The 13,316-nt window shown below is 50.1% G+C and carries 9 protein-coding genes; 5 read left to right on the top strand and 4 right to left on the bottom strand.

The features are described 5' to 3' along the window. Positions 1-85: 85 nt before the first annotated feature. Positions 86-1,183, bottom strand: a complete 1,098-nt coding sequence (locus tag M4J38_RS02530; RefSeq protein ID WP_251757952.1) for a VWA domain-containing protein — start codon at positions 1,181-1,183, stop codon at positions 86-88. 188 nt (positions 1,184-1,371) lie between these two features. Here M4J38_RS02530 and M4J38_RS02525 point away from each other — a divergent pair, with 188 nt between their 5' ends. Then, a complete protein-coding gene (locus M4J38_RS02525; RefSeq protein ID WP_251757951.1) occupies positions 1,372-1,932 on the top strand; it encodes a hypothetical protein in 561 nt (186 codons plus the stop codon). Between the two features lie 3 nt (positions 1,933-1,935). Here the strand turns inward: M4J38_RS02525 and M4J38_RS02520 are convergent, their stop codons facing one another. Genes M4J38_RS02520 through M4J38_RS02510 form a run of 3 tightly spaced genes read right to left on the bottom strand, consistent with a single transcriptional unit; the run spans position 1,936 to position 4,853 of the window. Continuing rightward, positions 1,936-2,643 (bottom strand): LytTR family DNA-binding domain-containing protein, encoded by a 708-nt coding sequence (locus M4J38_RS02520; RefSeq protein WP_251757950.1) that lies wholly within the window; start codon positions 2,641-2,643, stop codon positions 1,936-1,938. After that, positions 2,640-3,839 (bottom strand): sensor histidine kinase, encoded by a 1,200-nt coding sequence (locus tag M4J38_RS02515; RefSeq protein WP_251757949.1) that lies wholly within the window; start codon positions 3,837-3,839, stop codon positions 2,640-2,642. The genes M4J38_RS02520 and M4J38_RS02515 overlap by 4 nt, the downstream gene beginning before the upstream one ends. Before the next feature lie 9 nt (positions 3,840-3,848). Then, positions 3,849-4,853 (bottom strand): kelch repeat-containing protein, encoded by a 1,005-nt coding sequence (locus M4J38_RS02510; protein ID WP_251757948.1) that lies wholly within the window; start codon positions 4,851-4,853, stop codon positions 3,849-3,851. Between the two features lie 256 nt (positions 4,854-5,109). Between M4J38_RS02510 and M4J38_RS02505 the strand changes: the two genes are divergently transcribed. The 4 genes from M4J38_RS02505 (at position 5,110) to M4J38_RS02490 (ending at position 13,286) form a co-directional block, all read left to right on the top strand. Further along, positions 5,110-8,334 carry a TonB-dependent receptor gene (locus tag M4J38_RS02505; protein ID WP_251757947.1) on the top strand — a complete coding sequence of 1,075 codons (3,225 nt, stop codon included), beginning with the start codon at positions 5,110-5,112 and terminating at the stop codon, positions 8,332-8,334. 19 nt (positions 8,335-8,353) lie between these two features. Beyond that, complete coding sequence (locus M4J38_RS02500; RefSeq protein WP_251757946.1) at positions 8,354-10,522, top strand: RagB/SusD family nutrient uptake outer membrane protein; 2,169 nt, start codon at positions 8,354-8,356, stop codon at positions 10,520-10,522. Positions 10,523-10,733: 211 nt separating this feature from the next. After that, a complete protein-coding gene (locus M4J38_RS02495) occupies positions 10,734-12,047 on the top strand; it encodes a DUF4270 family protein (RefSeq protein ID WP_251757945.1) in 1,314 nt (437 codons plus the stop codon). 3 nt (positions 12,048-12,050) lie between these two features. Beyond that, entirely contained in the window at positions 12,051-13,286 is a 1,236-nt protein-coding gene (locus tag M4J38_RS02490) for a hypothetical protein (RefSeq protein WP_251757944.1), read from the top strand. Positions 13,287-13,316: the final 30 nt, after the last annotated feature.

Below are 13,316 nucleotides of genomic sequence, written 5' to 3'. Positions count from 1 at the left end.
ATCTTTGTTCCGCTGCTGTTTTGTGGTTATCAGCAGTAAATTAAGCAAATTATTAATGCGTCCGCCATTGGGTAATGCTCATGGATCAGTAAACTGTTTTGCGTTTGCCGTTCTCGAAGTCCCTGAAAATGAATGCGCCGAGGCGATCGAGGGAAGCGAAAAAGGCTTTCCCGTTGTTGGTTTCCGTGAATTCCTGTACGAACCGCTGCAAATAGGGGTCAGATGCGATCATGAACGTGGTGATCGGTATCTTAAGTTTTTTGCATTGAGCGGCCAGGTTGATGCACCGGTTGGTGATCTTTCTGTCGAGGCCAAAGCTGTTTTTGTAATACCTTTTCCCTTGTTTCAGACAGGTGGGTTTCCCGTCGGTGATCATAAAGATCTGCTTGTTGGGGTTCCTCCTTCTGCGGAGCAGGTCCATGGCCAGTTCCAGCCCGGCGACTGTATTCGTATGGTATGGCCCCACTTCCAGGTAGGGAAGGTCCTTAATGGCTACCGGCCACGCGTCGTTACCGAAAACCACGATGTCAAGGGTATCCTTGGGGTATTTGGTGGTGATCAGTTCGCTCAGTGCCATGGCCACTTTCTTGGCGGGCGTGATGCGGTCCTCGCCGTACAGGATCATGGAATGTGAAATATCGATCATCAGCACCGTGGAGGTCTGGGATTTGAAATCCGTTTCCCGGATAGAAAGATCGTCTTCCCGCATCTGGAACGATTCGATGCCGTGGTTGATCTGCGCGTTGCGGATGGAATTGGTGAAATCGATCTGTTCGAGGGTATCGCCGAACTGGTAGGGACGGGTCTCGGGGTTGATCTCATCGCCTTGTCCGGGTCTGAAGGTGCGGTGGTCGCCGCTCTTCGTTTTTTTCAGTTTCCCGAATATTTCCTCCAGGGATCTTTTCCGGATCGACTGTTCCGTTTTAGGCGTGATCTTTATCGTGCCAGAAGATTGATCTTCAGTGATATAGCCGCGGTCCTTGAGGTCGTCAATAAAATCTCCCAGGCCATATTCCTGGCTGGTGAGCTGGTATTGCTGGTCGAGCTGGGTCATCCACTGGAGTGCTTCACTTACATCGCCGTTGGTGTAAGTGAGGAGTTCCATGAAGAGATCCATGAGTTTGTCGAATGGTGTATTGCCGTCTTCGGAAGGCGTGAACTTGGTGAACTGAAATCCTTTCATGCGCCGCTGTTTCTTTAATGGATGAGGATGCCGGGATAATAACAGCATAAATATAGGAAAGTTCGGGGTACCCGGTGGCACCGCTATAGCGGTGCCACCGGGTACCGTTTTTTCACCGTAAACGCTAACATAATACAGCGGGCGTTGTGAATAAGCGTACCTTTCGGGAACCATTAAAACCCATCGATATGCTTGACAATCTTCTTAACCTCGTGAAACAACACGCGGGTGGCTCCATCATCAATAATCCGGCGGTTCCCAATGAAAGGAACGAGGAAGCCGTGGCGGTGGCCGGGGATTCCATCACCGGCGGTTTGCAACAACTGATTTCGCAGGGCGGCATCAAACAGGTGCTGGGCATGTTCAGCGGAAAGCAGGACATCAATCCGGACAATCCGGCCGTTCAGCAGGTGTCCGGGAATGTGGTGCAGAACCTGATGGACAAATTGGGACTCAACCAGCAGCAGGCGGGTTCCGTAGCCAACGGACTGGTGCCCGATGTGCTGAAGAACCTCGTCAACAAAACGAACGATCCCAACGACGGCTCCTTCGACCTGCAGGGGATATTCAATTCCCTCAGCAACGGCGGCACCTCCGGACTGGATGTACAGGGATTGCTCGGGAAGTTTAAAGGTGGACTGGACCAGGACGGAGACGGTGATGTGGACCTCCAGGACCTTACAGCAGCATTCTCCGGCAAAGGCGGCGGCGGGATGATGGATAAGCTGAAAGGACTGTTCGGGAGCTAATCTTTACAAGCCCAGCCGTTCTTCCAGTTTTTCTTTGTAATGATCGCTCACCGGCACCTCGTGTTCGCCGATGAGCGCGAGCCCTTTTTTGATCTCGCGTATCCGTGGAACGGATACGATATAGGATTTGTGTATCCGCTGGAAAATGCTTTCCGGAAGTTTCTCTTCGATGGCTTTCATGCTCATTCGGGTAAGAATGGGCCGCAGGCCATCCAAATGAATTTTCACATAATCTTTCATGCCTTCCACCATCACCACATCGGAGAAGTTCACCCGCACCTGACGGTATTCCACATGAACGAACATAAAATCGCGGGAAACGGGGTTGGGTAAAGGGGGTATCGAATTTTTTTTTTGGAGGAAAATTTCATGCGCCTTGTGGCAGGCTTTCAAAAAGCGGTCGAAGGGCACAGGCTTAACCAGGTAATCCGTTACGCCTACTGCAAAGCCTTCCACCGCATATTGCTCGTAAGCGGTAATTAAGATGACCATGGGAAGGGTGGGTAGGCTTTTTAACCAGTCCATACCCGTAATACCGGGCATCTGGATGTCCAGGAATACCAGGTCCACCTGTTCGTTGCGCATGCATTCATACGCTTCCGCGGTATTGCGGCATTTGCCCACCAGTTGCAGGAAAGGCACTCTTCCAATGTTATCGGCCAGTAAATCCATGGCCGGTTTCTCGTCGTCAACTGCTATGCACCTGATCATGATAAATGTATGGTTAGTTCAGCGATGAACCAGTTTTCTTCCTGCCGCAGCAACAACTGGTGCTTGCCGGGGTAAAGCAATTGCAGCCTGCGTTGTACGTTCGGTATCCCGATACCGGAATTGGCATCGTGGATCCGCGGTTCATTCGGTTCGAATTTGTTTCTTACTTCAAAATAAAGCGTTTGCTTCCCGGCGTGCAGGTGTATATTGATTCTTGGGGAAGAAAGGTTGCCGATCCCGTGTTTGAACGCGTTCTCTACAAAGGGAATCAGCAGCATCGGTTCAATGCGCGCGTTCGCGTCTTCCAGTGTCTTCTGAAAAAAAATATTCACCTGGTCGCCGAAGCGGAGTTTCTGTAATTCAATATAATTTTCAAGGTATTCAGTTTCGCGCAGCAAACTCTCTTTGTCGAATTCTGATTCATACAACATATAACGGAGCAACTGCGAAATCTTGATCAGCGTTTCTTCCAGTTGGTCTGAACGGGTTCTTGCCAGCGATACCGCGCTGTTCATGACGTTAAAAAGAAAATGCGGACTGATCTGCGACCGGAGGAACGACAGTTCCGTTTTCAGTTGTTCGTTCTCTTTTTCCTGCTGAAGCTGGTCGTTTTTGATCTTGTCTTTGATATAACGGTAAAGTGTACTTGCTGTGATGATAAGCAGGGAGGGAAAGAGGTTGAATACGATGTGTCCGCGCAACGGCATATCGCCTCCGAACTCATAAGAGATGGCAAGGTGCACAATGAAATTGGTGAGCAGGAACGCAAGTAGTATCAGGCTGAAATAAAACAGGTACCTTCTCCTGTACAGGAATCGCGGGATCAGCAGGTATGCGTTGAAATAAAAAAGCAGCACCAGCCCTATGTTCGACACCAGTTGCACGCCGTTGATGAGCATTGAGGGCATGGAAGGAATACTGATGCTGATGGGCATAGGGCCACCGCGACGGAAATCAGGGCGTTCACGCAGAGAATCGGTGATGATCCATCTGTTCCCTTCCGAGAAACGCAAACTGTCGCCAGCCATTCTTTTCTGAATAAGGAATCCCCTTCCCCCCATGGGGAACCCGGTCCTGCCTTCTCTGGCATTGATGGAGAGAATAGCGGGCAGGGAAAAAAACAATATCCAGGCGATACAATGAAGGATCACCTGGAAGATTGTTTTATGGTACCATTTTCTTGGGGGCGGCGTCATGCGGGTAAGTTAGTCATTCTCTTCATATTCGGCAAAGGGCAGGAACTCGCGGCAGTCGTCGAAACGGTAGCTGGCGCTCCTTCCTATGGCTACGAATGCCCTGCCTTTGCTGGTGAAACCCACGGCGCCTTCGCGTGCCGTTCCTTCGAATGATGTTTTCAGGGTCCACAAATCAGTAGTGGGATCATATTCCCAGGTGGTGCTTACATAAGACCCGTTGATGCCTGTGGTGATGTATCCTTTTCCGCCAAGTGCGAAAGCTACGGCGTTACTGCGTACAATGTTGTAGTCGTCATCATAATCTTCGTCGCTTACATTACTGATTTTTCTGATTTCGGTCCAGGCATCGGTAGTAGCATCGTACACCCAGGCATCGTTCACATTGGAACCGTTGTTGGTGCCGGAAACGAGATAGGCTTTCTGGCCGATTACAAAGGAAACGGGTTCGTTTCGTTTAGTGCCGCCCGGACTTATTTTTTGTGTCCATGTTTTGGTGCCGCCATCGAAGGCCCAGAAATCTTTAAGGAAGTTGCCATCGTAGCCACAGCATACATAACCGGTGGTGCCGATGGAGAAGGCGGTGGCGCCGTAACGTGCGGAACCATCGAAGTCAGCGAGTTGTGTCCAGTCGTCTGTTGAAGGATCGTATTCCCAAAAATCTTTCAGGTAGTTCACGCCATCGTAGCCCAGTCCTACATATACTTTATTGTTTACGCTGAAAGCTACCGCGGAGTTTCTTGCTGTTCCCGGAAATGCTTTTTTCTTTGTCCAGAAATTCCGCTCCGCATCATATTCCCAAAGATCCGTGAGCCTGTTCACACCATCATAGCCCAGTCCTACAAATACACGATCATCACCTGTTGTAACGGAAATGGCTTCACTTCTGCCCACGCCTTCAAAATCGGACCGGCGCACCCAGTTGCCGATGGTGTCGTCGTCATCACTTTCAGTTTTGGTACAGGAGCCGGCGGTGAGTGCAATGCCCATTGCCAGTACAATAAAGAACCTGTTCATACGCGATTTATGTTTTGCCCCGAAACTAAAGGCGCGCAGGAAAGAGAAAGTGTTATAGGCGACCAAAGCACAGATTGTATAGACGAATGAATTTTACGCAACCCCTGATCCGCGTTGAATAACAGGATAGCACAGGACGATTTTTAACAAGGCTTTAAATAAATTGAATTTGATTCTTCAACCTAACATTTGCCATATGAACTCCTCTCGATTGCAATGTAGCGTATTAACTGCGCTCCTATGTTTCCTATTTTATTTGCCAACCTGGTCGCAAACGACACAGGTTCGTGGAAAAACCACCGATGCACAGGGTAATGCGCTTCAGGGCGTAACCATTCAGGTGAAAGGTGGGCAGGCTAACGCAAGCAGTGGCGCTGATGGCACCTACAGTATCAGTGTTCCTGCATCCAATGCGGTACTTGTATTCAGCTACGTGGGATTCGCCACCCGCGAAATACCCGTTAACGGCAGAACGACTGTAGATGCCACGTTGTCACCCGCTGATAATTCGCTGGAAGATGTGGTGGTGATTGGTTACGGAACGCAGAAGAAAAGTGATGTAACGGGTGCCGTAACAAAAATTACCGCGAAAACGCTGGAAGAAAGGCCGGTTACCAATGCTTTGCAGGCCTTGCAGGGTAAAGCCGCGGGCATGAACGTGGCCACGAACATCAAGCCTGGTGAAACGCCTATTGTAAGAATCAGGGGCACGCGTTCACAAAGCGCTTCCAATGAGCCGCTGTATGTAGTGGATGGTATACCCATCGTTGCTGCGCTGGGCGTAACTTCTTTCTCTATCAATGATATCAATCCCAATGATATCGCTTCAGTTGAAATTCTGAAAGACGCTTCGGCTACCGCTATTTATGGTTCACGCGGCGCGAATGGGGTAGTGCTGATTACCACGAAAAGAGGCTCCAAAGGACGCGTTACCGTAAACTACAACGCTACGGTTTCCGTTGATTCTTACAAGGCCCTCACCGACTGGATGGATGGCGGACAATGGATCGACCGCTGGCGCGAAGCCCTTATAAACGGGCGTGCTTATCAGGATGTTCCGGGCAATGCGAATAGCAATCTTAATGTTCCCCCAATGTCATGGTATCCTGATCCGGCACTCGACCGCCAGAAAATGACCGGTATCACCAGCGATCCCCGCGCCCTGGAATCTGTTATGATGGGCTATGAATGGGAAGACCAGATCGGGGGAACGGTGCGCATGCGTCCCACCACCGCTGAAGAGCAGGCCATGGGATGGCCGGCGATGGTTCCGGTATACAATTCCGCCAATATCAGGAATTTCGACTGGATTGGCGCCGTAACAAGACCAGGCATCACACAGAACCACCAGATCGCACTATCAACAGGCTCCGAAACCTCCAAACTATATATTTCACTGGGATACAATAACCAGCTCGGCGTACAGAAGGACCAGGATTTCGAACGCTTTAACCTCAATATGAATGGAGACATCACCGCCAACAAATGGCTCACCATGGGCGTCTCTATACTCGGTTCACTCTCCAAACAGAATTTCGGGATCACCACAAACTCCGGCAACACCGGCTCAAAAGATTTGTATTCCCGTGCTATAGACCAGTTTCCCTACGCGCTTCCTTATGATGAGAACGGGCTTTTCGTGCGTAATCCCGGTGGAAATCTTTCACTCTGGAACCCTATTATCGACATCGATCAATCCATCAATGAAAGAAGGGCATCCGCCATTATGGCGAATTCTTACATGGAAGTGAAGTTCACACCCTGGCTGAAGTACAGGGTCAACTTCGGCGCCCAGGTCAGGAATTTCAGAAGCGGTTCCTGGACAGGTCCGGAAGCGACTTCTCACCTTACGGCAAGGCCCAATACCGCGAGCCACAACAGGGAAGAGAACTTTTCATGGGTGGTGGAAAACCTGCTGTACTTCGACAAATCGTTCGGTACGGACCACCGTTTAGGCGCTACTTTGCTACAGTCTACACAAAAATCGAGGAGAGAAAACATTGGGGCGAACATCTCCAACTCCACTTCTCCACTGAGTTTGTGGTACGATCTCGCTTCCAATACCGTGGGGCGACCGGATGGATATGGATCAGGTTTCACGGAGAATACCCTTGCATCCTACATGGCGCGTGTGAATTACACATTGATGGATAAGTACCTTATTACAGCTACGGGCCGTTATGATGGTTCTTCCGTGTTGGCCCCTGGAAATAAATGGGATTTCTTCCCCTCTTTCGCCGTGGCCTGGAAAATGCAGGAGGAAGGATTTCTCCGCAATGTATCCTGGATCACTGAACTGAAGCCCAGGTTGGGTTATGGCGTAACGGGCAACTCTTCCGTAAACCCATATACTACCACGGGACCGCTTAGCCGAAACCCTTATGTGTTCGGTGGAACAGCCGCCACCGGTTACCTGCCACAACTGGTGCAGAACCCGCAACTGGCCTGGGAACAAACGGCGCAATGGAACGCGGGCATAGACTTCTCCCTGCTGAACAACCGGTTGTCCGGCTCATTTGAAGTGTACAAGGCCAATACAACGGGATTGATCATGAACAAGTCGCTTAACCCCGTTTCAGGCTATGTGGAGAAACTGGAAAACGTAGGCGCCACACAGAACAAAGGATTTGAAGTAACCCTTTCCTCGGTGAACGTGGATAAAAGGGATTTTAAATGGAGTATGGACGTGAACTTCGCCGTGAACGATGAACAATGGGTGGAACTGATGAACGGGAAAGTAGATATGCTGGCGCAACGCTGGTTCATTGGGCAACCCATCCAGGTGTTCTTCCATTACGAAAACGATGGGATATGGCAGAATACCGCGAAGGACCTGGAAGAAATGGCCAAATTTAATGCGAACGCACACAGGTTTTACCCCGGTACCATCAAAGTAAAAGACCAGAACGGTGATTATAAGATCAACGCGGAAGATTATGTGATCCGCGGATCGGCAAGGCCAAAATGGACAGGCGGTATCACCAACACTTTTACTTACAAAAACTGGTCGCTCAGTTCCTTCATTTACGCGCGTGTCGGGCAAATGTACTTTGGCGGATTCCCCAACCTCAACGGCGGTGCCAATCCCAATGGGCGTGTGGAGAACGATGTGTGGAGCTGGAACAATCCCAACGGAAGATGGCCCATGCCCATATCCGGGGCGCAGGTGGAGAACTTTACGCCCGCCATGCAATACAACGACGGCACTTTTTATGTAGTAAGAAATATCTCCCTTACCTACGATCTTCCCAAACAATTGTTGAGAAGGGCATCCATCAATGGACTTCAGTTGAATTTCCAGGTACTGAACCCCTTCATTTTCGGTGGGGATATTGTGAAGATGGGACTGAACCCGGATGATGAAACCAACTGGTCATCGCAATCTCAACCCAATTCCAACAACACTGCTCCACTCGGTGGAACCAACAATAATACCATTCTTCCACAGAGCGTGGTGTTCGGTGTAAGACTTGGATTATAAGACGCATAAAAGAAAAAATATGAAACGCTATATATTATTTTTCGCGATTGTGCTGGCGTGTATTTCGCTTTCTTCCTGCAAGAAATTCCTGGAAGAAAAGCAGGTGGCCAGCTTAACACAGGATTATTTCAACGATGAGAATGGTTTGAATGCGCTCATCAACGGCTTGTACGTGTACACCCGGGTGAAGCATGAATGGGATGCCAATGGCGCCAGGCTGATAGAGGCCGGAACGGATGCTTATATGATATCCAATGCTGCCCAGGCGAGAATGGGCGCTGGTGATTATGGCAGTGATGTGGGATTGATCGCGGGAAACGTGAACAATTATCTCGGTGCCGCGAATTCGAACAATGCCCCTATGGGTGCTTATCCACACATCAACAATTGTAATATCGCCCTTGAAATCATTGATAACGTGAAGCCCGGTAAATTCGGCACAGATGAAAATTTCCGGAAGGTAAGGCGTGCGGAAATTTTGATGCTGCGTTCATGGGCTTATTACCTCATCTCCAATCAACTTGGAGACGTTCCTTTACTACTTACACCCAACCGGGAAGACAACGGTATTTATTACTATCCCAAAGCTTCCCTGGAGAATATTTACAAGCAGATCATCGCTGATATGAGATACGCCTATGAAAATCTTCCGCCTACCGTGCTGCCCACCGAGCGCGGGCGTGCTACCAAATGGGCCGCGGGTCATTTCCTTGCTAAACTTTACCTTAACCGCGCCCAGGCCGCGCCTTTTCAGAACAGTGCTGAAACGCACCTGAAAATGCTGTACAAAGGCAATGTGGCCACCGACCTGGATTCCGTGATCACCGTCGCTTCCGAAGTGATTGGTGGCACCGGAGGCGCGCTCGCTCCCGATTACTGGACCCTGTTCAACCCCGCCGTCTCCGAAACCAATCCGCATTCCGAAGTGTTGTGGGCCGCGCAATTTGATGTGAACACTTCCCTGAACGGCAGGTTCGGCGGCAACCGCTCCGTGAACTACCATGTCGGAAACTATACTGATCTTACCGGCGTAACCCGTGTGATGGCCTATGGCCGTCCCTTCGGTACCTTCAAACCAACCGACTGGGGCTACGATAACTTCATCGACAAAGTGAATGATTCGAGGTATTACAAAACATTCCAGTACGAATACATCGCGAACATGCCGCCCGCAACCAGTACTTCCTTCACCTGGAGTGCCGCCGCGGCGGCCTGGTGGAACGCCAACAAACCTGCGAATGAACCTGCGGTAACCGCTGGTACCAAAAGGATTTTATCCGGACAACGCGCGCTGATTTACATTGAAAACCAAAGGGACGAAGCGCTCGATTCCGCCATGGTCATGGCGATGCCGTTCCAGTTCATGGTGCGCTGGATCCGTTCAGCGGTAACCGGAAGGTACTATTACCGCCTGTTTGTGGACGGTTCACCCATGGGCCTCGCCACCGCCAGGAACGCGCCCTACCTTTCTTCCAAAAAATACGTGGACCCGCTCCGCGGGGGCAGTTCCGATGAAGCCAACTTCAACAGCGAAAACGGTACACGCGATGCCATCCTGATGCGCCTCGCCGAAACTTACCTGCTGCGCGCCGAAGCCTATGGCAGAAAAGGACAGTACGTCCTCGCCGTGAACGACATCAATGTATTGCGTCAACGTGCGGCATACAAAGCTGGGGAAAACCGTCCCAATGTGCTGGCGCAGTATGAGCCGCAGGCGGCCACGCTTAGCGCGGGAGAAAGGCAGGCGCCTTACACCGCCGCAGCCGGCGCTTACAATAAGATCATGGTAACGGAAGATCATTTTACGCCGGGCACACCGCAGGCCAACCTTGAGAAATACATCCCCACGGCCACTACCAAAGCGGATATGTTCATCCATTTTATATACAATGAAAAAGCCCGCGAGTTCCTTTCAGAAGGCATCACCTGGGAAGACCAGCACAATGCCGGTATTCTCTACGAGCGTACCATCTACCACAACCAGATGGCTTCGCCCCTCACCGGAAGATGGCCCGTTTCCGCGAACACCTCAGGGTCCAGCGGACAGGATGGCAACGGCAAAGGGCTCATGCAAAAACATTACACTTTCCGTCCATGGCCCAACCAATACCTGAGCCAGCTCACGGATGAAACCGGTAAACCGCTGGATGCCGCCGGAAGGGCAGCTTACCAGAATCCGGGGTATTAATCTTTCCTAAACAGCCGCGTTGCGCCGTAGCGTCGTTGCGAGAAATATTTTTCTTCTCTCACAACGACGCTACGGCGCAACGTATTTAACACTATGGCCTTACCGGCAAAAAACACCCAGCAACCCCAATTTCATCGACGGAACAGCTTCATTCGCCGCAATTCACATTTTATAAGAAAGCTCCCTCTCTAAGTTTGGCGAAAACAGGCTCATGATCAGGATCTGCCGCTGGCTGTTGTGTTGCACTATATTTGTTTCGTGTACGAAAGAACCGGTTTACATTGAAACGGTGAACGTTTCTGAAAACCCTTACCTCATTAACCTGGATACGTTCAGCGTAAATGCCACCGTTTTCAGGCTCGACTCCTTCCAGACCGGCAACACCGGTATCATAGTGGCCGGAACACATAGTGATCCTTTGGTGGGCACCACCTCAGCCAAAGGTTACCTGCATTTCAAATTGCCCACGGTAGATTACAACAATGTCGGGAACCAGAATGAATACTACGACTCCATCGTTTTCGTGGCGAAGATCAACACCACCTACCTCGGGGATACCACGGTGCCGTTTAAGTTGAATGTGCACCGGCTGGCGCAGGAAATTTACAATGAGGACAACCTGTTTTTTAACGTGAGTTCCTTCGGGGAAGAAACGGGTGCACTAGGTGTTTTTAACCGGAGTATGCGGCCGTTTTTGGGCGATTCGGTCCGTGTGAAACTCACGGATAATCTCGGCATTGAATTGTTCCGGTATTACAAAGAAAAGAATGAAATTATCCGCACCGATGAAGCTTTTCAACGTTGGTTCAAAGGGGTGAAGCTGGTGCCGGAAGGCAATGGTCCGCTTTATGCTTTTCCCACAGCCGACAGTAGTATTTATATCCGTTTGTATTACCATACCGATGTGGCCGTGCGGGAATCGAAATACCTCCAGTTCGAACTTTCGGCAACCGGGAAAGATTTCTCTGAAATATCGGTCAATACAGCCGGAACGGCTTTCGCATCCGTAACGCCGGGCAGTTCGGTTAAAGCGGAAAATATCGGTAACCAGTATCTTTTCTTTCCGCTTGCGGGCATTCGTACCGGGTTCAGTTTCCCCACCATCAAAACCATTCCGGGGTATGGCGACTTCGTCCGGCTCATGTCTGCCCAGTTGCAATTGTATCCCAACAGCGGTACTTACCGTGATTATACGATTCCCGATTCGCTGAACGTGTATTTCCGTTTGCCCGATCTTTCTTACGAAGGGCCACTTGCCACACTGGATGGCTCAGCGGCGCAGAACGGCAGGCTGGTGAGAGACGATATCTACGGTATCAATACATTTTATACCTGGGATGTGCCGGCATACATCAGCACGGAAATGACCTCGAATAATTATACGGAACGCGCTTTTGTGCCGCTCTCCGGTAATTATACCGGCACTTTGCAGGACAAGTGGAACCATCGTTTGGTGGGCACCGTGGAGTCGGGGAAGAAAACAAAATTATCGGTTCAGTTACTCGTTTACCAATCCAACAACTAGATCATGCGGAACGTTTTTTCAGCGGTTATATGTATTGTTTTTTCACCAGTGGTATTGTGGGCACAGAACGGCGTGAATTCGGTGTATTCCGCCTATGGTGTAGGTGATTATTCCCTGAGGTCGCCAGGGTATTTTTCAGGCATGGGCGGTGCGGGCGTAGCCCTGAATTCGGGCAGTACCATCAATCTGTTGAATCCGGCAGGGTTAACTGGTATCAAAAACGATAAGTTCATCTTCGAATTCATCACTTCCGGGGCCAGCGTGCAGTACGTGGCTTCGGAGGCTAGACCCAATGCTGCAGACTTTGGCGTGCGCGGCGCCGCTTTCGCGGTGAATCTTTTTAAGAACAGCGCCACGGCCTTTTCCCTAAAAAGAAGAACGGTGGTGGATTACCTTACCCTCAGCACCAAAAACATTGACGGTACCGAAAGTGCCGTGCTGGATGAGATTGAAGGCTCCGGTGGTTTGTACGAATTCGGGGTGAGCCATGGCATGAAAATCGGGAAACATCTTTCCATCGGGGCAACGGCTGGCTACCTGTTCGGTCCCATCAACAGGATGGAGACGATGTATGTTTCTGAATCTGAGCAGGTGAACATCGAAAATAATAAGTACTACAATAATTTCTATTTCTCCGGCGGTATGCAGTACCAGTTCAAAACAGGAAAATCGGACTGGACTCTGGGCGCCTTCTTCGAACCATCCGTTAATCTGAAAACGGTAGAGGACAATACTATTTCCGACGCGTCAGGGAACGTGCTGGTGGAAGAGAAGTCCATCTACGGCAATTTTAAATACCCGCACAAATGGGGCGCCGGCCTTGCCTGGAAACAAAATCAGCTTCAACTCTCTGCCGATTATATTCAACACAAATGGAGCGCTACCAATTACAAAGGAACGCATTTTACTTCCCGCGACGCGGATGGCTATTCGATAGGCGCGAAGTATTCGTTTATCCGTAAATCCATCTGGGGCAACCGGGAAGGCGTATCGTTGTTTACGGGTTTCTCTTCTGAAAAATCTTACCTCGTCATCAACAATTACAACCTGAAGAGTAATGCGTTTACCCTGGGCGTTTCCGCGCCAAGTTTTAATATGCTGCACAATTATTCGGCCTACATTAAAGTAGGTTCAAGGGGAGTGGCCACCTATCCCCTGGTGAAGGAGAACTTTACCGAATTCGGGTTCATCTTCGGACTGGGCGGCGTGTTGCAGAAAGGGGGAAGGAAGTATGATTAATGTTGGGTTACCTGAAAAAACAAATAATAC

It is taken from the genome of Parasegetibacter sp. NRK P23 (genome assembly GCF_023721715.1).
Taxonomy (GTDB): Bacteria; Bacteroidota; Bacteroidia; order Chitinophagales; family Chitinophagaceae; genus Parasegetibacter.
This window is presented reverse-complemented; position numbering and strand designations above follow the sequence as displayed.

What these genes read in the sequence shown, in the direction of transcription:
- M4J38_RS02490 (WP_251757944.1), top strand. Translation starts at nt 12,051, where the DNA reads ATGCGGAACGTTTTTTCAGCGGTTATATGTATTGTTTTTTCACCAGTG.
- M4J38_RS02510 (WP_251757948.1), bottom strand. Translation starts at nt 4,853, where the DNA reads ATGAACAGGTTCTTTATTGTACTGGCAATGGGCATTGCACTCACCGCC.
- M4J38_RS02515 (WP_251757949.1), bottom strand. Translation starts at nt 3,839, where the DNA reads ATGACGCCGCCCCCAAGAAAATGGTACCATAAAACAATCTTCCAGGTG.
- M4J38_RS02520 (WP_251757950.1), bottom strand. Translation starts at nt 2,643, where the DNA reads ATGATCAGGTGCATAGCAGTTGACGACGAGAAACCGGCCATGGATTTA.
- M4J38_RS02525 (WP_251757951.1), top strand. Translation starts at nt 1,372, where the DNA reads ATGCTTGACAATCTTCTTAACCTCGTGAAACAACACGCGGGTGGCTCC.
- M4J38_RS02500 (WP_251757946.1), top strand. Translation starts at nt 8,354, where the DNA reads ATGAAACGCTATATATTATTTTTCGCGATTGTGCTGGCGTGTATTTCG.
- M4J38_RS02530 (WP_251757952.1), bottom strand. Translation starts at nt 1,183, where the DNA reads ATGAAAGGATTTCAGTTCACCAAGTTCACGCCTTCCGAAGACGGCAAT.
- M4J38_RS02495 (WP_251757945.1), top strand. Translation starts at nt 10,734, where the DNA reads ATGATCAGGATCTGCCGCTGGCTGTTGTGTTGCACTATATTTGTTTCG.